Consider the following 22,439-nt stretch of genomic DNA (forward strand, 5'->3'; position numbering starts at 1 on the left):
GGATTGACTTGAAAAAACGAAGCCTTAAACCGATATAAAGCAACAAGTGACCGACTAGATGTCGATAGTTTTCATAATCTAGGGTCTGATGATATAGATATTTTTATTTAAAAATAAATTAGGAGCAATTAATTATGGGTAAAGTAATTGGTATTGATTTAGGTACGACTAACTCATGTGTGGCAGTGATGGAAGGTGATAAAGTTAAAATCATCGAAAACGCTGAAGGTACACGTACCACGCCATCGATTGTCGCTTATAAAGATGACGAGATCCTTGTTGGTCAGTCAGCCAAGCGTCAAGCGGTCACCAACCCAAACAACACCCTATTTGCCATTAAGCGTCTGATTGGTCGTCGTTTTGATGACAAAGTCGTGCAAAAAGACATCGGTATGGTGCCTTATAAAATCGCCAAAGCTGATAACGGTGATGCGTGGGTAGAAATCAACGGCAAAAAATTAGCGCCACCACAGGTTTCTGCTGAAATCTTGAAAAAAATGAAAAAAACAGCCGAAGACTATCTTGGTGAAGCCGTTACTGAAGCTGTTGTTACTGTCCCAGCTTACTTTAATGACTCACAGCGTCAAGCAACCAAAGACGCCGGTAAAATTGCGGGTCTTGATGTAAAACGTATTATTAACGAGCCAACCGCTGCAGCACTTGCTTATGGTATGGATAAAAAGCAAGGCGATAGCACCGTTGCTGTATATGACTTGGGTGGTGGTACTTTTGACGTATCAATCATCGAAATCGCTGATGTCGATGGCGAACAGCAATTTGAAGTACTAGCAACCAACGGTGATACATTCCTTGGTGGTGAAGACTTTGACTCAGCGCTAATTGACTTTTTAGTAGCCGAATTCAAAAAAGACCAAGACGTCAACCTAAAAGGTGACTCTCTTGCGATGCAGCGTTTAAAAGAAGCGGCAGAAAAAGCGAAAATTGAGCTATCAAGTGCCCAAAGTACAGAAGTGAACTTGCCATATATCACTGCCGATAGCAGTGGTCCTAAGCATTTGGTTGTGACTATCAGCCGCTCAAAACTTGAAAGCTTAACGGAAGAACTGGTACAACGTACCATGGGTCCTTGTAAAACAGCTCTAGAAGATGCTGGTCTAAAAATCGGTGATGTCGATGACGTTATCTTGGTAGGTGGTCAGACACGTATGCCTCTGGTACAGCAAAAAGTACAAGAGTTCTTCGGTCAAGAGCCACGTAAAGACGTCAACCCTGACGAAGCAGTTGCCGCTGGTGCTGCGATTCAAGGTGCGGTATTGTCTGGTGACAAAACTGACGTCCTATTGCTTGACGTAACGCCATTGACTTTAGGTATCGAAACAATGGGCGGTGTTATGACGCCAATCATTGAGAAAAACACCATGATTCCGACTAAGAAATCACAGGTATTCTCAACGGCAGAAGACAACCAACCAGCAGTCACCATTCAGGTTTATCAAGGTGAGCGTAAAATCGCTAACCAAAATAAACAGCTCGGCCGTTTTGACTTGACCGATATTCCACCAGCACCACGTGGTCTACCACAAATCGAAGTGACTTTTGACATCAACGCTGACGGTATCATGAATATCTCAGCGAAAGATAAAGGTACTGGTAAAGCACAAAGTATCCAAATTAAAGCGGATTCTGGTTTGTCGGACGAAGAAGTCGAACAAATGGTGCGTGATGCCGAAGCGAACGCTGCTGAAGACGAGAAATTCGCTAACTTAGCACAAGTTCGTAACGAAGCAGATGGTCGTATCCATGCGGTACAAAAAGCACTGAAAGACGCCGAAGATAAAGTGACTGAAGATGAAAAATCAACAGTAGAAACGGCTATCTCTGAGCTTGAAGCAGCTGCTAAAGAAGACGATCATGACGAAATCAAAGCCAAGCTTGAAGCGTTAGACAATGCCTTCTTGCCAGTTAGCCAAAAGATTTATGCAGATAGTGGTGCAGGCGCAGAAGGTATGGATCCAAACCAGTTCCAACAAGGTGCGGATAATGCTGGCAACAGCAACCAAGCTGATGACGACGTCGTCGATGCTGAGTTTACTGAAGTAGACGAAGACAAAAAATAAGCCAGATTAAAAGCTAAAATTGACGTCTGATTTATAATAAAGAACGCATCTTTTGAGGTGCGTTCTTTTATTTTATAAACTTAGCTCGGGCTAATGAGTAGGAAGTATTACCCAAAACCGGTGATTGTAACAAAAGATTTCATATATCAGCCTTTGTAACCCGAGTGCTGACAAACACTTGCAAAACTTAACTTTCTTACCATTAAATACTGACAGAGTCTTTGACATAGTTTGTTACTATGTATACATCGTTAGCAAACAAGGCGATATGGCTAAAAAAGCCCACATAAATAAATAACTTGTTTGTCCAAATTGATTTTAAGGAGCTACATATGAAAACTCTACAAAAAACTCTACTTGCACTAGCCGCTGGTTCTTTAGTAAGCATGGGTGCACAAGCAGCTGTATCTTATGGCAACGGCTATACTGGTCAACCATACGTCGGCGTAAAAGTCGGTCAGTTTGACTTAGACGTAGACGGTGCTGATAAGCCAACAGCTTATGGCGTATATGGTGGTTATAACTTTGATCCTAACTTCGGTATTGAAGCTGAATACGTAGGTTCAGATGATGCTGATTACTATAACGGTGATATCGATGCTAAATCTTATGGCGCATACGGTACTTATCGCTATCAGTTCCCTAACACTGGTTTATATGCCAAAGGTAAGTTAGGTGTGGCGAAAACTAAGGTAGAAGGTAACTATTTAAGTAGTAATAGCAGTCGTAACACCTACTCAGATAGCGATACTAGTCTAGCAGGTGGTGTAGGTCTTGGATATTCAGTGAACCCTAACTTCAGCGTTGAAGCTGAGTATGACAAATTAGGTAGTGATGCTGATCTTATGACCGTTGGTGCACAACTTAAATTCTAATTATTTGAATCTTAAGTTCTTTAATTAGCAATAGCCTGAATAGTTAGTATAATAAAAAACGATCACCTCGGTGGTCGTTTTTTTATGCGAAAAGAAAAAGTGCTGTAAGCGTCATTAAAAAAACGAGCATTACTAAAATTGTTCTGTTAGTATTGCGCGTTCAACAATAGTCTAACTAATTTGTACGCCTTGTAATACCCATCCAGACTGCATTTTAGTTTTATTTAACAGGAACATATATGAATACTTTACAAAAAGCTTTGATCGCATTATCAGTTGGTTCTTTACTGAGTGTGAGTGCTCAAGCAGCAGTTAATTATGCAGGTCAGCCGTATGTTGGTGTTAAAGTTGGTAAGTTTCTGGTAGATACTGATGATTTAGATGATCCTACTGCTTACGGTATTTATGCGGGTTATAACTTTGATCCTAACTTTGGTGCCGAAATTGAGTATGTAGGCTCTAGTGACACTGATATTGAGACGGGTGTTAGGGGTGTTAATGCTGAATACAACCTTAAAACTTATGGCGCCTACGGCACCTACCGTTATCAATTCCCTAATACCGGTCTATACGCTAAAGGTAAACTGGGGTTTGCTAAAGCTGAGATTGATGTTTCTGCCAGCAATGTTTTAGGAGGCTCTGTTAGCGAAAGTGATAGCGACAGCGGTCTTGCTGGTGGTATCGGTTTAGGTTATAACTTTAACCCTAACATGAGCCTTGAAGCTGAATATGACTATGTTGCTGAAGATATTGCGCTATTAACTGTTGGTGCACATTTCAAATTCTAGTATGAGTTTAGAGTTTGAGATTTTCAAAGTTAAATCAGTTAAATAAATAAAAAACGATCACTGCGGTGGTCGTTTTTTTATGCGTATAACTTTTAAGGCGCTGTTTGATAACAAAATGTGCTACATTGAAAGCTAGATTGGCAAGAATAGGGAATATGACAATAATGGAAATGCTTTGGATGATTGAACCTTGGCACTGGCTCGTATTAGGCTTTGTGCTGCTGATCGTCGAGATGTTTGTGCCGACGTTTGCCAGCCTTTGGTTTGGGGCAGCCGCTATTATCGTTGCCGCCCTCTTATGGTTAATACCTATCCCTGTCTCCGTCCAAATCATTATTTGGTTGGTACTTTCGGCTATCTTTTTAGTAGCGTGGTTTAAATTTATCAAACCCTTGTCTGTCGATCGCACCAAAGCGGGATTGGGCGGCAGTGTGATTATCGGTGAGACCGGTATGATTATCGTCGCGCCGCAACCTGAGAGAGCTGGTATGGTACGTTTTAGCGTGCCTATCGTTGGTGCTGCCGAATGGATGTGCCGTACCAGAGGCGAGCAAGTAGCGGTTGGTGATCGGGTGGTGGTAACAGATATCGTCGGTAATGAGCTGATTGTCAGTACGATGACATCGCAAGCGGTCATTAATAAAAATAGTTAAGCAGAATAATAGGGGTGGAACATGGAAAGTTTTAGTATTGTGATGGTGGTATTGATTGCATTGGTGGTATTTACAGTGTTTAAAGGGGTGCGCATTGTCCCACAAGGGTATAAGTGGGTGGTGCAGAGACTGGGTAAATATAGCCAAACCTTAGAGCCTGGACTCAATATTATTATTCCTTATGTTGATAATGTCGCTTATAAAGTCACAACCAAAGACATCGTGCTTGATATTCCCTCACAAGAGGTTATTACCCGAGATAACGTAGTGATTATCGCCAACGCCGTTGCTTATATTAATATTGTCCGTCCTGATAAAGCCGTTTATGGTATCGAAGATTATGAGTATGGTATTCGTAATTTGGTACAGACGTCTTTGCGTTCAATCATTGGTGAGATGGATTTAGACAGCGCTTTATCAAGCCGTGATGAAATCAAAACTAAGCTAAAACACGCCATCTCAGAAGATATTGCCGATTGGGGTATTACCCTAAAAACGGTCGAGATTCAGGATATTAACCCTTCGCAGACCATGCAAGCGTCAATGGAAGAGCAAGCGGCGGCAGAGCGTTTACGTCGTGCGACCGTGACCCGTGCTGATGGTCAAAAGCAAGCGGCTATCTTAGAGGCTGATGGTCGTTTGGAAGCCTCACGCCGTGATGCGGAAGCGCAAGTGGTATTGGCGAAAGGTTCAGAAGAGTCTATTCGCCTTATTACCGCGGCGATGGGCAAAGAAGAAATGCCGATTGTATACCTATTGGGTGAGCAATATATTAAGTCGATTCGCCAGTTAGCAGAATCGGATAACGCAAAAATGGTGGTATTACCCGCTGATATTTTAAGCACTATTAAAGGTATGGTTGGCGATAAGCTTAAGGTTTAATCAAGCATGTTTTAAGCTGTTATAAAAATAACTCTTAAAAGTAGCCAGCGAGTAAAAATAGTCAGTGAGCGTTTTACGTGCTGGCTATTTTTTTAATTTTAATTTTAATTTACCCCTAATCATGTCAGTGGTTTTTTAGCGTACGATGTTCTTGTTGTTTAATAATAAAAATACGCCTATAAAATAAATGTATAAGGAAAATAATAATGACTAAGCAAGATATGAATGCTGTAATTATTGCTATAAATGAATTTGCGCAAGGCAGCCCATTGCCTTATACCATACTTGATGCCACACATATTAATGCCGCTTATCCTGAGCAGAAATTAGAGATTCGCGGCGGCTACGGTTCAGATGCGGCGGCACATCCAACCAATGCCAATCAATTTTATGCCCTTACCGATCGTGGTCCTAATGCAGACTTTGATGGGATTGCTGGTAAGGGTAAGCAGTTTCTTGTGCCAAATTATACGCCGTCTATTGGGTTGTTTGAATTGCAAGCTGACGGCAAAATTGTCAAAGTAAAAGAGCTGCTGCTGAAAGACAGGCAAGGCAATCCCATCTCTGGGTTACCGAATCCAAAGGCACTGGGCGGCACCAATGAAGTACCTTATGACGTCAATGGTCAGCCGATGACGGTTAACCCAAATTTACCTTTTGATGCGGTGACCAATCCTATTAAAACCGATATTAATGGTTTAGACCCTGAAGGGCTAGCGGCGCTCACAGATGGCAGTTTTTGGGTCAGTGATGAATATGGTCCACACCTTGTGCATTATGATGCCAATGGGATAGAGATAGCCCGTATCAATGCTTTTGCCAATGATGAGCGTAATAATGTAATTATCAATGGTAAGCAGGTTCTGTTACCGACAGAATTTACCAAGCGTCGTGCCAATCGCGGTATGGAAGCATTGACGATGACGCCAGACCAAACGACGCTTGTTGGTATCATGGAGTCCTCTATGGACAATCCTGATAAGTCAGGACGTCTGTCCTCTTTGGTGCGTATTGTGACGATAAATTTGGTTTCGGGACAAATAGCCCAGTATCTATATCGATTAGATAAAGCGGAGCACGTGACTTCTGGCATCGCGGCCTTAAGTAGTCATGAGTTTTATCTGATTGAACATGATCGCAAGTTCCCACTACAAGATAAGTCAGCGCAAAAACTAATCTACAAAATCGATATCTCGCAAGCAACAGATATCGAAGCTATTTTAAATGATGAGAATGTTAAGCAAGATGAAACGCTTGGCTTGCTAGTCAATGGACAAACGCTTGAGCAGTTGATTGCAGTAGACGAAAAAAACTGGCAAATGCTTGAAGAAATAAACATCAAACCTGTTAAAAAAACCTTGGTTGTCGATGTGTTAGCTACTTTAGATTATCCGCATGACAAGCTTGAAGGCTTATGGTTACGGCAAGATGGCTCATTGGGTTTACTCAATGATGATGATTTCGCCATGACTGATTCAGAGGTCATCAACCCAAAAAGCACGGTTGAGCAAAAGTATCTCGATAAAGATAAAACGATAGAAGATGCCAATCGCTTATATATCGTGATGCCGACTGAATAGAGTAGCGTGATTTTTCTTAACTATTTATTCTTAACCACCTATTCTTAACTACTTATTCTTAACTACTTATTCTTAACTATTTATTCTTAACTATTTATTCTTACTACAGACAATAAAAAAGACCTCATACAAGTGAGGTCTTTTTTATTGTTAAATATTGACTCAGTGTATTTTAGATAACCTTGGAGAAGCGGTTTTTATGTTTTTTCTCAAGGTATTCATCAAATACCATAGCGACGTTGCGACCTAATAAACGACCTCTGGGTAATACGCGAATGCCAGCAGCATCCATATCAATCAAGCGGTCCTGTTGCATCTCACCCAACTGTTGGATTTCATCGATAAAGTAGGTAATGGCGTCGATACCAAATTTCTGATTGATATCTCGAAAATCCATATAGTCGTGACAGAGTAAATTCATAATCACGTATTCACGTAAGCGATCTTTAATCGAGGTTTTAATCACATTGACCGCGGGCATGACGGTTGGGTTATTACGTGCTGCGTCGATATTCTCTTTATATACCTGCAAATCGGTGTGGTTTTGCAAGATATAGCTGCTATTAGCATTAGAGATTTGACTGATTGACGACACCCCAAAGCCCAATAAATCGCAATCGCCCATGATGGTATAACCCTGAAAATTACGATGTAATTTGCCTTCGCGCTGGGCGATGGCAAGCTCATCATCAGGTTTGGCAAAATGGTCAATACCAATATATTGATAACCGGCTTCGGTTAAGGTGTTGATGGTATTGCCGAGCATCGTAAGCTTGGCGGCTGGCGTCGGTAAGTCAGCCTCTTTAATCTGGCGTTGAGATTTAAAACGCTCAGGCAGATGGGCATAGTTAAATACCGATAAGCGATCGGGCGCCATCTCAATAATGCGGCGTACCGTTGTATCCAAAGTTTTAGGCGTTTGATGCGGTAAGCCGTAAATCAGGTCGACGTTGGTAGAATGAAAGCCCAGCGCACGCGCCTCAGCAAGCACATTTTCAATAAGTTCAGCAGAATTTATACGGTTGACGGCAATTTGTACTTTTTCATCTAAGTCTTGTACGCCCAAACTTACGCGGTTAAAACCCAAGTTGCGTAGTACTGTTAATGTTTCGTCTCCCAGCTCGCGCGGGTCGATTTCAATAGAGTAATCGCCTTGGTCTTCTGGCAAAAATTCAAACTGGGTCTGCAAAAATTCCCACAGTTGTACCAATTCATTATCTTGTAAAAAGGTTGGCGTCCCACCACCGAAATGCAGCTGTTTGACCAGTGGTTTTTTGCCGTCTTCTGGTGTTTGTAATAAGCTACGTTTATGCTTAATTTCCGCCATCAAATATTCTAAATAATCACCGGCATCGCTATTTTTTTTGGTGATGATTTTATTACAAGCACAGTAATAGCAAAGGTGCCGACAAAACGGAATATGAAAATACAGCGATAAGGGCGCATGGGCTTCGCGTTCTTGTAGAATCTTAGTCTCGAGTCCTGCTGGCATCGGTGAGAATTCTAAAGCGGTCGGGTAGGAGGTATAGCGCGGCCCAGAACGATTGTATTTATTAATAATCTCTTCATCGAATGCTGGCAGCTGCTTACTGGTGATGCTGCCACGGGTACTGGCATACGGATTGTCCGGCTGCGTCACAGGGCGTACCGTGGTCGGCTGCTCGCTAGCATGAGCGAAAGACGTTTGGTCGCTATTGATATCGGATGGTTCTGACATGCGAGATTCCTCGGTTTAACTGTATAAATCGCCATTTAAGTAATAAGCAGTATAACAAATCATTGGTTATAGTGGCATGGATGGCAAGTTTTCGTATATACCCATAAAGTTGTATTGTTATCTGGAATAAAAAAAGACCTCAGGATTGGCCTAAAGTCTTTTTTATAATGCTCAACGATTTGGCTATGACTCTTCCCTTAATTTAATCACCTCACCAACGGCTTTTTGGGAGATTTCGCTGCTGCTGAAAGGCACACGAATCCACTCTTTAGCTGAATAACGACGCGTCTGATCGAGATGATAAGGGCGCGTACTATCCCCTGCTTGTGAATAGGCAAGCAGCGCCTCTACGACAGGACCTTTAGCATCAAAAGTCACCGCTTGCATATAAGTTGGCCCATTATTAATAATATAATTACCAACCTCATTGACTCCTTCACCTCGGGCAGCGTTAAAGATACCTTCGCTACCATAACCACCATGCATAGGGATACGCTGATTATTCTTGCCAGCATCTAGCACATATTGCAGTTCACCTAAGCTGGCATCAAGTGCTATGCCTTTATTTTGGAAATAGGCAATCGCATCGCCCAAAGCTTGGCGAGTTTGTGGCGTAATTTTCAGCTCGCGCGGCGTATTGATAGGGTCTGCCTCGTTAAATGGCACTTCAAATGCGGTATTTGTGTATTCGCTAACACCAGCCTTGCTCCAAAACTCTCTAAACACATGAGCGCCTCGGCTGTCGATATTGTTGCGACGATCCCAATTACTCAAGATGCTACAAGCTTGTTTGCCATCGATAGTTCCGCCACCTGTCAGAGGTAACATAGCGTTGGCGTTACAGTCCGCTAAGACATCATCGAGAACCAACTCGGCAGCATAGCTACGGTTGCCATAAACGACGTCTTGCATATTGTTTAAGGTAAAGGTAGTGCCACCCAAGTTATCTGAGTTATCAAGACGGTCTAAAACTTGCTGAAATGCCATGCGTGTACGCAGAGAAAGTGGCACGCCCTCAGGGCTAGTCGCACTAGGGAATGGCGTTAAACGACGACGTAGCAGCGGTGAAAACCCTGTTAAAGGCTCATCTAAGTTGCTCAACCAATAAGTATCGTTTGAGTTAAGCACATAATCGTCACGAATCAAGAAAGGCAGATTTGAGCGTCCAAAGATGCCCGCTTGCGGCGAATCGGCATCATTACCCCATTCGCAATCAGCCTTGCTACCATCCAATGCTGGTAGACCAAAACTGACGATAGCTTGTAAGTAGGGCTTACCAGCAGTACAGCTATTTAATTTATCTGCGGTGACATGCGGCACGGTTGAGATATCAGCATAAAGCGCTTTACCATAGCGGTCGGTGGCAATGGTATTAACAAATCCTAGCCCAACCATATCTTGCATTTTATCGACCAAATCCTCGACACTGGTGGCTTTATTCATGCTGCGCCATTGGTTCAGTGAGCGGGCGTTTTCTGCGGCAGCATCACGGATGGTAAAGGCGATATTGTTCGCGCCCCAAGGTGGCAGTAAGCCATTGACTTGATTGACGGCTATCATAGGACCAAAATGTGACGAATAAATAGATCTTACCAGCGTCTTATTGTCTGGCAGTTGGATGGTGACGTCATCCTTTTTAATATCACGTTGCTCAACGACGCCTGCACTATTGGTATAGTTGTACTTCATTGGGTCGCCATCTACTAAGCTGAGCTGATACAGGGTAAAACGCTTGGCGGTAGAAACCGTATGACTCCAAGCGATGTCTTTATTAAAGCCAATATTGGGGAAAGGCTGTCCTTGCTGTCCCGCTCCCATGACGTCAAGCTCGCCTGGCATCGTCAAATGAAACTCATAAAAGCGCTGTAGACCATCCCAAGGCTCATGAGGATTGCCATAAAGGATACCGCTTTTGGTGCCAGTGACTTCACTACCAAAAGCATAGGCGTTGCTGCCGCCATCAGTCACATTGATGGTTTTCATATCAAAATCAAAGCCTGAGGCCAAATCCGCTGCCGACTCTGGCGATAAGTCGTTCTCTGGTTCTATAGAAAGCGTACGTATTCGAGAGCTACCCATGATACCTTTTTCGACGGCAGGCGCCGCAGTGGCGATAGGCGTAACAAAGTTTGATAGACCACCGCGCAAATTGGCCTTGCCGTAAAGCGCTAGCAAATCATCGGTCGTGATTTCGCGAACCCATTCAGCGCCTGCACAGTCAGGATCGATATTGTCGACACCTTTATCACGTAAATAGCGACTATAGCCCGCAGCATAGCCTGCTACCGCATCCAAAACCTCAGGCTCTTGTGCATCTAAAAACTGTTTACGCTTAGCCTCTGAGTTATACCAGGTATAAAAGACATCACTATCAACATCGCCTTTATCACCCAGATAACGCATACTCTCGCCCTTAGCGATTACGATTTCGCGCGCCAGTGAGCAGATATTGTCTTCAGCAAAGGCATAGCCGACGCCATAACCCAAGCCTTTATAGTTCTTGGCAGTGATGTGCGGTATCCCAAACTCAGTGCGCTGGATATCCGCCGCATAGCTGTCATCGTTATCTATATTGCCATTAAAATTATCGTTATCCGAACAACCAAACAATCCCAACGAGACTGCCATCGTTAATAGCGTGAGTGTGTGTACACGCCGATTCAGCATATTGATGCTCATAAGCTTACCCATCCATGGTTAATTACGAGTTTATAAAGCGTCGACAAAAACCACCATCAAGCTTTATATGTCAATAAATTCCTTTTATTGCCATGCTTTTTTATGCCTTATATTGCATTTATTATGCGTGATGATAGATAAGATAAATTAAAAAGCATTTATCAATCATATAACAATTTCAAACCTCTATGCTAGCGAATAAACCAACGGATTTAACGGCTGATATTTGGCTTAAAGCTAGGCAGAAATGTCCTTTATATAGCTAACTAATAGGCTGGGAACAATACTATTCATACAGATTGATAAATTATAAGACACGACATTTGCGCACTGATTAATAATACTCTATTATCGATAAATATCTATATTAGGAAACGCTCATGTCGTTTGCCCAAGTTTATACGCGCTCAGTCGTCGGACTGCATGCCCCGCAGGTCATTATCGAGGTGCATTTATCACAAGGCTTGCCAGCATTAACCATTGTCGGTTTGCCTGCTGCTGCCGTACGTGAAAGTAAAGATAGGGTGCGCTCGGCGATTTTGAATTCGGGCTTTCAATTCCCTAATCGCCGCTTGACGATTAATTTAGCACCAGCAGACTTGCCAAAAGATGGTGCAAGGCTAGATTTGCCGATTGCCATCGGTATTTTAGCGGCAAGCGGGCAACTTGAGCCAGAAGTACTGTCAGGGTTTGAGTTTATCGGCGAGTTGGCGCTCAATGGCGAGCTGCGGCAGGTAAGTGGTAGCTTGGCGGTTGCACGGGCAATGAAAGCAGAGTCAATAGTGGCAAAGTCTGTAATAGCTGACGAACAAGAGCCGCGCCAGTTACAGCAATTACGGCAATTAATAGTACCGATTGATAATGGCGCGGAAGCCAGCCGTGTTGAAGGCATTGAGATATTAGGCGCTCAAAGTCTAAAAGCCGTTTGTGACCACTTACAATCGTTAGCTGACCCAAGCGTAATCACTGAGAGACTGGAGATAGTCACGCCCAGTCCGGCGCAGCAGCATATTGGTTATCAGGTAGATTTGGCGGATGTAAAAGGTCAACATCATGCTAGGCGGGCGTTAGAAATTGCCGCCGCCGGTGGTCATTCACTATTATTTACAGGACCACCCGGTTCCGGCAAGACCTTGATGGCGTCACGCCTACCGACTATCTTGCCTGATTTGAGTGATGAGGACGCGTTAGAAGTTGCCAGTACCTACTCAGTAGCAGACAGCGACTATGATTATGGTACGCGGCCATTTCGCCAAGTTCATCATACTATATCAGCTGTTGCTTTGGTCGGTGGTGGTTCTCGTCCCAAACCTGGCGAGATTACCCTTGCCAATAAGGGCGTTTTATTTTTGGACGAACTACCAGAGTTTGACCGTACGGTGTTAGAAGTTTTGCGTCAGCCGTTGGAAGCCAAGCAAATTACCATTAGCCGTGCAAACTCACAGCTTACTTTTCCCGCAAATTTTCAACTGGTGGCGGCGATGAATCCTTGCCCTTGTGGCTATGATGGCGACGGCTCAGGAAGATGTCGCTGCCGACCGGAGCAAATTAAGCGCTATCAAGATAAGCTATCAGGGCCACTGCTTGATCGTATTGATTTGCATATTACCGTGCCAGCACTGCCAATAGCTGATTTACAAAATGCTCAAGCTGGTGAAACCTCGGCACAAGTGCGAATTCGAGTCTCTGCTGCGCATAAGCAGCAATTAAAACGCCAAAAAAAGGTTAATAACGAGCTGAGTCCTAGCGAGATTGATAAATATATCCAGTTAGGCGCGGGCGAGCAGCAGTTATTACAGCTCGCTCAGCAACGTCTTAATCTATCTGCCCGTGGTTATCATCGTGTACTACGCGTTGCACGAACGATTGCAGATTTGGCGGACAGTATCGATATTACCAGCGCTCATGTATCAGAGGCGCTGAGTTATCGTAGTAAATAACTTACTTGAAGTTCAATTATTTATAATCTCCTTTTTTAAAAGGTATTTAACCAATGCCGCAAAGTCATCAAATGCTGCGGTAGGATTGAGCTCGCGAATATCTTGCCCGTAGTTATAACCATAAGACAGTCCAAGGGTGTCTATATTGGCGTTTTGTCCCGCTAATATATCGTTTCTAGAATCACCAATCATCACCGCTTGTGCTGGAGTCACATTCAACGCCTCACAGACATGCAATAGCGGGGCGGGGTCTGGTTTCTTAAGGGGCAGGCTATCTCCGCCCAGTACTTCAGAAAATAAAGCCTGCCAGCCAAAGGATTGCAGTATTTTAGGGACAAAACGAATCGGTTTATTGGTCACTAATGCCAACGTATAGCCCGCTGCTTTGAGCTTTTTTAGTCCGCTATCGACATCTGGGTAGGCGACGGTTTTGCTACCGCTAATATTTTTATAAGCGTCAAAAAATACTTGCTCGGCGTGATCGGCTTCCTCGACCGTTAACTCACCTTCTAGTACTTCTATTTTACCCACCAACGCGCGTTCGACCAACATTCTTGAGCCATTACCGACCCAGTTACGTATGGTGCTAATCGGATAGGTCTCTTTACCAAGCGTGGTTAGCATGGCGTTCGTCGCATCAGCCAAATCTGGTACGCTATCAATCAAAGTGCCATCAAAGTCAAAAATTAAAAGCTGCTTATCCATTATTTCTCGCCTTTTGGGTTATCACGTCTGTTTCTTAGATTTATGTTTTAACCATAGCATAAGAAGCCATTAAAGCGCATGCAAAGCACGTTTTTGCTCGATTATTTAACCTCTTCATAGCGCTCACGGTGTGCCGCTTTCATCTTTAGATAGGTTTCATTTTTACGGCACTCATCCCATTTTTGTTTAAAAATACGCGCAGATTCTGCTTTGATAGGGTCTTCGCTTTGCCGTGGTAATTCTTCGCGTCCATGCGCGCCGCTTTGGCCTTTTTTATCATCGGGCACGGGTCCCTTATACTTTTTGCCGCCTTTATGATTGGCATAGCGGCGGGCGCGGGTATAGCCCATTTGGATAAATTTGCGCGCCATATCGGCACCAACAAAGTCATCAGCAGCTAAATAATCTAAAAACATCTGATAAATAATCTCGCTACTCTCAAGCGCAATATCAGGCGTCGCAAAGCGCCAGTGCGTTAGGATTTCGGATTTATAAGGCTCGACCAATAACACGCCTTGCTCACCGCGACCGACACGATACAGCTCAGGCTGCGCGCGTAAGTCTAGGTTTTTATAATCTAAATCATAATCAAACTCTCTCATGAATTCTATCTCTCGCAGCTAATTGGTTGTTTTAGTATAGAGAGCATTTGCACTTCAAAAACAGCCTAAAAATGTTATGTATTAGTGTGGGTATCAAATATTATTGATAGGTATCCCTGTAATGTTTATCAAATTTTAAGCATAAAAAAAGCCCCAAACATAAATGTTCGGGGCTTTTTAGAATTCTTAAACGAATGGTGGCTCGAGGCAGGTTCGAACTGCCGACACACGGATTTTCAATCCGTTGCTCTACCGACTGAGCTATCGAGCCGTCTTCGTTGAGGCGCTATTAAACTAAATATCGGCGTTACTGTCAAGTGGTTTTTGCATAATATGCGATAAAAAGGCACAAATAGTCAAATATAAGCCAAATAAAAGCTTTTAACCTCACATTTAATCCTTAACGCGCAGTAGCTCATACTCGCTCATGATACGATGAATATCGGCATCGACTGGGACAAACTCGCGCACGCCTTTTTTCACTTCGGCATCATAGACCAGTTTGATAAATTTAGCATCGATAGCGCGACCTCGATTTTGGGTGTGTACCGTGAGATATTGCAAGCGCTTGGCATCCGTTTGTCCATCATCAAAGCAGGCAACGGCAGCGATAGGCTTGTCATTAAACATACCGACATACAGGGTTTGACCACGCTTAAAGCCTTGCTCAACGAGATGTAGTACTTCTGCGCCACTTGGCTGGTTCTCATCGCTGTCATATAAGGCATGCAGGCGCTCGGATAGTTCGTTTTCACGCGCAGGTTTTTTAATCAGTGGCGCATCCAAGCTGTTGATGGCGATTGCTTCTAAAGGCATAATCAGTTCCTATAAATAATCGGTTGCTATAAGGTGATACAGCATGGCATCGAGTGTAGCATTGTAGAGTCGGTGCGGTTCATGATTGATAATACTGAACTCACTATTTTAGCAGAATGACAGGATTTTGTGCGTGGTTTACTGCTTGGTCGTGGCAGTAAATGCTAGGGTTTGCTATGATGAAGATAGACGATGCTTTTTATGCATAAAAGCTAATATTTTGGCTTTTATACGTAAGCTTTTTGAATAAGCATTAAACCCATTTTTAGCTTAGCTTTTTATATTTTTTATTCATTGTTTTATCATTTGCTTTAGACGCTAGTAAGAATGATTTGGGCGCTTTTTCGCCCTATTTTATTGACCGCTTTTCATTTATAGAGAGTAGCCATGACTGCCAATTCTACGACGACAACCAATACCGCCGATACAACTGGGCAAAACCAATCTGCCAATCTAAATTTACATGGTCGCCCAGCCCGTACCGCTACCGTTGAGCGTAATACTGCTGAAACGCAAGTAACTTGCACCGTTAATCTTGATGGAACGGGACAAGGGACTGTAGATACTGGCGTGCCATTTCTAGACCATATGATTGATCAAATCAAGCGTCATGGTTTGTTTGACTTAGACATCAAATGTACCGGCGACACCTTTATCGATGATCACCATAGTGTCGAAGATACGGGTATTACGCTTGGGCAAGCATTCAATAAAGCATTAGGTGATAAAAAAGGCATCCGTCGTTACGGGCACTTTTATGCGCCACTCGATGAGTCACTAACGCGCGCAGTTGTTGATTTATCAGGCCGTCCCGGTTTGCATATGGACATTCCTTTTACCCGCTCGCATGTTGGTAACTTCGATGTTGATTTATTTAGCGAGTTCTTCTATGGCTTCGTCAACCATTCATGGATGACGGTGCATTTGGATAATCTTAAAGGTAAAAACAGCCATCACCAGATCGAATCTACCTTTAAAGCCTTTGCTCGTGCGCTACGTATGGCTTGCGAATATGATGAGCGTGCGCTGAATACCTTGCCATCGACCAAAGAGGCTTTTTAATAGCAAGTTGACTTTTTCTAACCAATTAAAGTTAAATCGAGAGCGGTGATGGATTTGAAATATAAGAACCCAGCGTTACTAGTCATTGATGTTCAGCAAGGGTTTGATGATGAAGATTACTGGGGAGGTCACCGTAATAATAAAGCAGCAGAAAGCATTTGCGGTGAAATTCTACAGAAATGGCGAGAGCATAAACTCCCTATTTTTCATATACGTCACAGCTCATTAGAGCCAAACTCTAGACTACACCCAACTCATGCTGGTTTCGCTTTCCATCCATGTGCGATGCCGAAACCGCATGAGACAGTGATAACCAAGCATGTGAATAGTGCATTTATCGGTACAGACTTAAAGCAGCAGTTAGACGAGAAAAAGATTTCTACCCTTGTCATTATTGGACTGACTACCAACCATTGCATATCGACGACGACACGTATGGCTGGTAATTATGGATATGAAACTTACCTCATATCGGATGCTACCGCTACTTTCGATAGAGTGGGTGTTAATGGTGAAAAATTTGATGCAGAGCTTATGCACCAGACGGCATTGGCCAGTTTAAATAAAGAGTTTGCAACTGTCTTAAGTACAAGAGAGCTTTACGAGCGATTATAATCTTTTGCATAGATGAGCGAATCAGAGTTGGTGACTAACTTGCCATATGCATCATCTTCCTATTTTAATATGAGACTAAAGACGCAATTATGAAAATAGCATTATTAGATTATGGCATGGGTAATCTGCACTCGGCCAGCAAGGCATTGTCAGCGGTAGGCGCGGAAGTCTCTATTACCAATGACCCAAAAGTGGTCGCGGCGGCTGATAAGATTTTCTTCCCCGGTGTCGGTGCGATGCGCGATTGTATCGCTGGCATGCAGGATGCAGGTATTGACGAGGTCATACGTCAGGCAATATTTAATAAGCCTGTCATGGCCATCTGTGTTGGCATGCAGGCGTTGTTTGAGCAGTCCGCTGAGAATGGTGGTACAAAATGTTTGGGCATCTTAGATGGCAATGTAGAAGCGTTTGACCCGACGTGGAAAGATGAGCAAGGGGCGACCATTAAAGTGCCGCACATGGGCTGGAATACTATTAACGGTATGGATTTCGAGCATCCATTGTGGAATGGCATCGAGGACAATGCGCACTTTTACTTTGTACATAGTTATTATTGCGCGCCTGCTGACAGCTCTCAAGTGGCGGCCGTTTGTGATTATGGTCAGCCGTTTTGTGCCAGTATTTTGCAAGACAATTTATTTGCCACCCAATTCCATCCAGAAAAAAGCCACACCGCGGGCTTACAGCTGTTAAAGAACTTTGTCGATTGGAATATTTAACCAGTATGCTTTAAATGTTTGATTGGACAGTTTTGATTAAACCGTTTTGATTAAACAGCTTCGATTAAACAGGAAGGTAGGTTAGCAAATGCGTAATCTACCTTTTTTATTTTTAATTTATACTTAGTTGTTTTTTTTATTTATACTCAGCTATCTTCTATCTCTCATACGCGGAATAAAATCGTGGATTTTTATCTCTTCAAAAACGGTGTCGTGGCTGCTACAGGGTTAGACAAAGACGCCTTGCATATTTATGTGGGCGTCAGCGTGTACCTATTAAGTTTACTCTTGCTACGTCCAATTTTCAAAAAATATAGTGTCAGGGCGTTTATCGCTTTAATTATGGTGACCGCCATCGCCTTATTGGGCGAATATTTGGACAATCGCCAGACGATTACTGAGCTGGGTATCACAGCGATAGGCAGCACGGAGCTAAAAGCCAGTATTCACGATTTGATTAATACCTGTCTGCTGTCTTATATAATCTATGGCTTTACCGTATGGACAAAGACGTTTCAATCAATCAATACCGTCAAACCTATGATTAAAAGGCAGAAAAAAACGGACTATTCATAAGTCCGTTTTTTTATTTCTATCATTAACACTTTGCTTAATAAAAACTTTAATAGTTCTGACTATTAGCCTCATCATAAAGCTCGCGCACCACTTCACCAATGACTTTAATACCATCCGTTAAGGTCTGTTCGTCAGCAGCGATACTCATACGGATACATTCATGGGCATGTTGGTAATTACTCACATCGACACCAGGGAAGAAATATTCACTTGGTACAATCAATGTGCCTTTTTCTTTAAGGCGCTCGTATAGCTCAAGCGTGCTAATTGGCAAGTCTTTAAACCACAACCATAAGAATATCGCGCCCTCAGGCTTATGAATCATTAAAGGATAATCACCCAAAGCATCTTTTAAAAGCTTTACCGCTAATGTCGCTTGCTTTTGATAAAAGGGTTTAATCTCATTATCAGCTAACTGCTTGATACGGTCATCGTTCACCAATGGCGTGGCAATTGCCGCCCCAAAGCGGGTCGGTGCTAGATTGACCACCGCATTCATCGCGCTGACTGCTTCAATCACTTTAGCATCAGCAACGATAATGCCGGTACGCATACCGGGCAAGCCAATTTTAGACAGGCTAAAGCAAAGAATCGTATTGTTATCCCAACTTAATTGCGCGTCTGAATAAATGATATTAGGGAAGGGCATACCGTAGGCGTTATCGATGATTAGCGGTATCTCATAACGCTTGGCAATCTCGGCCAAATGCGCCATTTCTTCATCGGTCAGCACATTGCCCGTTGGATTGGTTGGACGCGAACAGCAAATCGCGCCAATGCGACCTTCTTTTAGCGCTGGCAAGTTCTCTAACGCCTCAAAATCCACACGATATTTAAAGAAACCTGCTTCGCCATCATGAGTCACTTCATCGATATGCGGCAATACGGCTGCGAAATGTTGACCTTCGACATGCACATCACTATAGCCAATATATTCAGGGGTTAATGGCAGTAGGATCGATTTATCGATAGACTGGCTTTCTTTATCTTGGCTCTTTTCATCAGCGAACGCCCCACCAAATAAATTAAACAAATAGAAAAAAGCATTCTGTGAACCGTTGGTCAAAGCGATATTTTCTGCCTTCAAATTCCAGTCATAATGACGATTAAAGAAGCCAACCAAAGCATCGATAAAGGCGGCGTCACCCTGCGGATTGGAGTAATTTGCCATGCTAATAATTGCGCTACTATTAGCCTCGCCAGCATCGTTATCATTACCAAGCGCTTTATAAGTCTCTAAAAACAGCTCATTAACGGCATCAATCTTGGCAGGATTACCACCGCCCAGCATATTGACAGGCTGATCGCTTTTTAGCGCATCGCCCAAGTCATCCATCAGTTGTGAGATGCCAGTTGGCTGGGTAAATTTTTGACCGAACTTTGAGAATTTCATAAGGCTACCGTACTTTCCTAAATGGTTTATGAGAGCTGTATCTGAATGCTGAGATGGGCATTAGTATAGCAAATAGTCAGTTTTAAACGAGCTTGAATATGAATACTGGCTGATATTGACAATATCGACCGTTATATCATCGCCCGAACTCGCGCCATAATCCCACGCCCAATCACCAATCGCACATAAATAATAGCAATGCCAAATAGCAAGACAACTAACGCCACACCGCCAATACCTAAACTTGCCCACGGCACACTAAAGCGCAGATTAAACCATTGGGTAATAGCAGCCCATGCACCGATATTAGCGATAATAACTGCAAATAAGGCGGCACTAATGCCAAGTATCCCCAGCTCTAAGATATTGAGCATATATAGGTCGCGCTTTTGCATACCGAGCAGCCTAAATGATGCGCTATCAGCCATGCGGTCTTGTGAGGTAGAGAGTAGCGAGCTAATTAAGACCATGATACCGGTCAATAATGCCAGTAAGGTGAAGACATAGACCAAACGGCTCATTTGTACGACTAGCTCTTGAACTTGCTGCGCGATTGCTGTGCCGTCGATGGTCGTTACCGCAGGAAACTCGCGTACTAACTGACCTTGGAGTTTTGGAATATCCTCTGCTGCGACATGAGCGGTAGCAAATTGGATTTGCGGGGCAGCTGATAGCACCGCAGGCTCAAATAAGAAGTAGAAATAAGGGCTGGGTCCTTTTTCATAGCGCGAGCGGATACTGGTGATTTGACCGACAACCTCAATCCCTTGGATATTAAAGCGCACCTGATCACCCATACCAACGTTTAGCAAGCTGGCAGCCGTATCCAAAATCGATAATGGCGCAACGGTTTGCGCTGAGTCACTATCTGCAGTCTTAATAGGCGCATAAAGCTTGTCGTTTTCTACAGCATCAGTAATGAATTCGGTATCCATCACCGTATCGGCATAGCTTAAATTAAAAACCCGCATCGGGTCATCAAAGCCGTCCGTAGGTTCGATATCTTGTACGGGTACATTATCAGCAGTGACGACGCGGGCACGAATGACAGGATAATAGCTGACAGGTGCAGCAATGATATTATTAATCGCATCATGCTGGTCGCTTTGAATATCGAGCAAAAATAAATTGGGCGCATCTTCAGGATACGCATTAATAAACTGAGTATTAATACTATGATTAAGTGTGGTAATCAGGGTTAAGACCGCCACTGACAGTGATAAGGTGACAAAAAATAATGCCGACTGATTGCCTTTACGGGCAAGGTTATGGATAGCAATACGCTGCATCCAGCTGATATTAGAATGCTTGGCAAACTTAGTCAGCAGCCATAACCAACCGCGTGCCAATAGCCAAAATATCGCTACGAAACCTGTAAGTCCTATCAGTAGCTGTGCACCTAGTATAAGAGAGTCTACTTCATAAGCAAAAAACGCATAAAGTCCGATGAGCGTCAGTCCATACCATAATAATGGCAAACGTCGATACCACGGCAGATTTTGCGAGTTTGTGCTCGCACCTTGATTGAGTAAAGTGGCAGGTTTGGTGGTACTTAGGGTGCTTAAACCACGTTGAGCGATAAGCAAGGTCACCACTAACGCGATAATAATGGTTTTAATAGCACTGACTGGATTAATAGCTAAACCAACATCAGCTGGTAAGATAGCAATCAGATACGGCTGACCGACTTTAAGTAAGCCAAAACTTAGAGCAATTGCTGCCACACAAGCGATGATAGTGGTAACAATCAACAGCTGATAATAGCTGCGTTTCAGCGACCTAAGCGGCTCACCTAATGCCAAGCGAATGGCATTACTAGACTGCTGCTTGGTCACAAAAGCCGTAATGACGCCATACATCGCCACCGCAGATAATAACAGCACGGCGATGACGAGCAGCTTTAAAAACATCAAGACATTGTCAGAGATACGCGAGACAGAGGTATCTGCCGACTCTGCATCAGACAGCTCGATATCAGGATAATTGCTTAGTATTTGCGTGAGCTTATCTCGCTGTACTACCATTAACTCTGGCTCACCGGCCAGCTCAATACGATAGTTTATACGGCTACGCTGTCCCAATAAATTGGTCGCTACAAGCGCATCTTGATGCATCAAAACGCGTCCGCCAAAACCAAAGGCGGTTAATGGACGGTCAGGCTCGTTGGTCAATACATCGCTAATAGTAAATTCAGCATCACCAATGGTGATTTGGTCACCGACGCTCGCATTTAAGCTATTCAGGACTTCTGGTGCGACGACGACATTATCAGCGCTTAATTGCTGCCATAACGGTTGCCCTGAAGCAAGCTCAGCTTCTCCGTATAAGGGATAAGCCGGAGAGACGGCTTTGACGCTGGCAAGCAAGGTTTGCTCATCGGTCACCACCATCGCGCTAAACTGATAGTCATATACTATTTGTGTATCAGTAACCGTCTCTACCTGCGTTAATACTTCGCTTGGCCAGTCTTGTTTGCTGTTTAATATTAAATCGCCCCCAACGAGCGCGCGCTGATTATCATTGATATAAGTATTAACCGATTGCTGCACGGAGTCGAGGGTCAAGTAGGTTGCAAGCGATAACGTTAGCGTCAATAAAAATAATAGCGGATAAATCCAGCGTTGCCACCAACTGCGACTTAAGGCTTGTGCGCCCAATCCTTGTAAGCCCAATATGGGCAAATTCAAAATACCGCTAAACAGCTGGTGCATGATACCGCCAGTATAATCTGACTCTTTTGCCATGTTGGTATCAGT

General features: G+C 43.5%; 18 protein-coding genes and 1 tRNA gene. 11 read left to right on the forward strand and 8 right to left on the reverse strand.

Going from position 1 to position 22,439, the window contains the following annotated elements:
• Positions 1–134: 134 nt before the first annotated feature.
• The 6 genes from dnaK to QJS82_RS12385 all read left to right on the forward strand — a co-directional run bounded on the left by dnaK (position 135) and on the right by QJS82_RS12385 (position 6,856).
• Positions 135–2,078: a molecular chaperone DnaK gene (dnaK, locus tag QJS82_RS12360; protein WP_201563864.1), complete on the forward strand. Its 1,944-nt coding sequence runs from the start codon at positions 135–137 to the stop codon at positions 2,076–2,078.
• A 332-nt stretch (positions 2,079–2,410) separates the two neighbouring features.
• A complete protein-coding gene (locus QJS82_RS12365; RefSeq protein WP_201563866.1) occupies positions 2,411–2,953 on the forward strand; it encodes a porin family protein in 543 nt (180 codons plus the stop codon).
• 239 nt (positions 2,954–3,192) lie between these two features.
• A complete protein-coding gene (locus QJS82_RS12370; RefSeq protein ID WP_281490690.1) occupies positions 3,193–3,741 on the forward strand; it encodes a porin family protein in 549 nt (182 codons plus the stop codon).
• Positions 3,742–3,905: 164 nt separating this feature from the next.
• Positions 3,906–4,394 carry an NfeD family protein gene (locus tag QJS82_RS12375; RefSeq protein ID WP_281490691.1) on the forward strand — a complete coding sequence of 163 codons (489 nt, stop codon included), beginning with the start codon at positions 3,906–3,908 and terminating at the stop codon, positions 4,392–4,394.
• A 21-nt stretch (positions 4,395–4,415) separates the two neighbouring features.
• Positions 4,416–5,276 (forward strand): SPFH domain-containing protein, encoded by an 861-nt coding sequence (locus QJS82_RS12380; protein ID WP_201563875.1) that lies wholly within the window; start codon positions 4,416–4,418, stop codon positions 5,274–5,276.
• A 206-nt stretch (positions 5,277–5,482) separates the two neighbouring features.
• Positions 5,483–6,856: an esterase-like activity of phytase family protein gene (locus QJS82_RS12385; RefSeq protein WP_281490692.1), complete on the forward strand. Its 1,374-nt coding sequence runs from the start codon at positions 5,483–5,485 to the stop codon at positions 6,854–6,856.
• Between the two features lie 172 nt (positions 6,857–7,028).
• On the opposite strand, the gene hemN is transcribed toward QJS82_RS12385, so the two are convergent.
• Together hemN and QJS82_RS12395 are read right to left on the reverse strand one after the other, a co-directional pair.
• Positions 7,029–8,573 carry an oxygen-independent coproporphyrinogen III oxidase gene (gene hemN / locus QJS82_RS12390; protein WP_281490693.1) on the reverse strand — a complete coding sequence of 515 codons (1,545 nt, stop codon included), beginning with the start codon at positions 8,571–8,573 and terminating at the stop codon, positions 7,029–7,031.
• Between the two features lie 183 nt (positions 8,574–8,756).
• Entirely contained in the window at positions 8,757–11,252 is a 2,496-nt protein-coding gene (locus QJS82_RS12395; protein ID WP_281490694.1) for a penicillin acylase family protein, read from the reverse strand.
• Between the two features lie 380 nt (positions 11,253–11,632).
• Between QJS82_RS12395 and QJS82_RS12400 the strand changes: the two genes are divergently transcribed.
• Complete coding sequence (locus QJS82_RS12400) at positions 11,633–13,192, forward strand: YifB family Mg chelatase-like AAA ATPase (RefSeq protein ID WP_281490695.1); 1,560 nt, start codon at positions 11,633–11,635, stop codon at positions 13,190–13,192.
• A gap of 12 nt (positions 13,193–13,204) precedes the next feature.
• Here the strand turns inward: QJS82_RS12400 and QJS82_RS12405 are convergent, their stop codons facing one another.
• The 4 genes from QJS82_RS12405 to QJS82_RS12420 all read right to left on the reverse strand — a co-directional run bounded on the left by QJS82_RS12405 (position 13,205) and on the right by QJS82_RS12420 (position 15,315).
• Positions 13,205–13,897 (reverse strand): phosphoglycolate phosphatase, encoded by a 693-nt coding sequence (locus tag QJS82_RS12405; protein WP_281490696.1) that lies wholly within the window; start codon positions 13,895–13,897, stop codon positions 13,205–13,207.
• 101 nt (positions 13,898–13,998) lie between these two features.
• The gene (locus QJS82_RS12410; protein WP_281490697.1) at positions 13,999–14,499 is read right to left on the reverse strand and encodes a DUF4385 domain-containing protein; all 501 of its coding nucleotides are present in this window, start codon (positions 14,497–14,499) and stop codon (positions 13,999–14,001) included.
• 195 nt (positions 14,500–14,694) lie between these two features.
• Positions 14,695–14,770 (reverse strand) — tRNA-Phe (locus QJS82_RS12415).
• Positions 14,771–14,892: 122 nt separating this feature from the next.
• Positions 14,893–15,315 (reverse strand): hypothetical protein, encoded by a 423-nt coding sequence (locus QJS82_RS12420; protein WP_201620161.1) that lies wholly within the window; start codon positions 15,313–15,315, stop codon positions 14,893–14,895.
• 387 nt (positions 15,316–15,702) lie between these two features.
• On the opposite strand from QJS82_RS12420, the gene hisB reads away from it, so the two are divergent.
• The 4 genes from hisB (at position 15,703) to QJS82_RS12440 (ending at position 18,290) form a co-directional block, all read left to right on the forward strand.
• Positions 15,703–16,377: an imidazoleglycerol-phosphate dehydratase HisB gene (gene hisB / locus QJS82_RS12425; protein ID WP_271133658.1), complete on the forward strand. Its 675-nt coding sequence runs from the start codon at positions 15,703–15,705 to the stop codon at positions 16,375–16,377.
• Between the two features lie 54 nt (positions 16,378–16,431).
• Positions 16,432–16,992 (forward strand): cysteine hydrolase family protein, encoded by a 561-nt coding sequence (locus QJS82_RS12430; protein ID WP_281490698.1) that lies wholly within the window; start codon positions 16,432–16,434, stop codon positions 16,990–16,992.
• Between the two features lie 86 nt (positions 16,993–17,078).
• Entirely contained in the window at positions 17,079–17,714 is a 636-nt protein-coding gene (gene hisH, locus QJS82_RS12435) for an imidazole glycerol phosphate synthase subunit HisH (RefSeq protein WP_281491728.1), read from the forward strand.
• Positions 17,715–17,897: 183 nt separating this feature from the next.
• Positions 17,898–18,290 (forward strand): hypothetical protein, encoded by a 393-nt coding sequence (locus QJS82_RS12440; RefSeq protein WP_281490699.1) that lies wholly within the window; start codon positions 17,898–17,900, stop codon positions 18,288–18,290.
• Positions 18,291–18,336: 46 nt separating this feature from the next.
• On the opposite strand, the gene QJS82_RS12445 is transcribed toward QJS82_RS12440, so the two are convergent.
• Positions 18,337–19,683: a valine--pyruvate transaminase gene (locus tag QJS82_RS12445; protein WP_281490700.1), complete on the reverse strand. Its 1,347-nt coding sequence runs from the start codon at positions 19,681–19,683 to the stop codon at positions 18,337–18,339.
• 131 nt (positions 19,684–19,814) lie between these two features.
• Positions 19,815–22,427, reverse strand: a complete 2,613-nt coding sequence (locus QJS82_RS12450; protein WP_438656729.1) for an ABC transporter permease — start codon at positions 22,425–22,427, stop codon at positions 19,815–19,817.
• Positions 22,428–22,439: the final 12 nt, after the last annotated feature.

Source organism: Psychrobacter maritimus (genome assembly GCF_029953575.1).
Lineage (GTDB): Bacteria > Pseudomonadota > Gammaproteobacteria > Pseudomonadales > Moraxellaceae > Psychrobacter > Psychrobacter maritimus.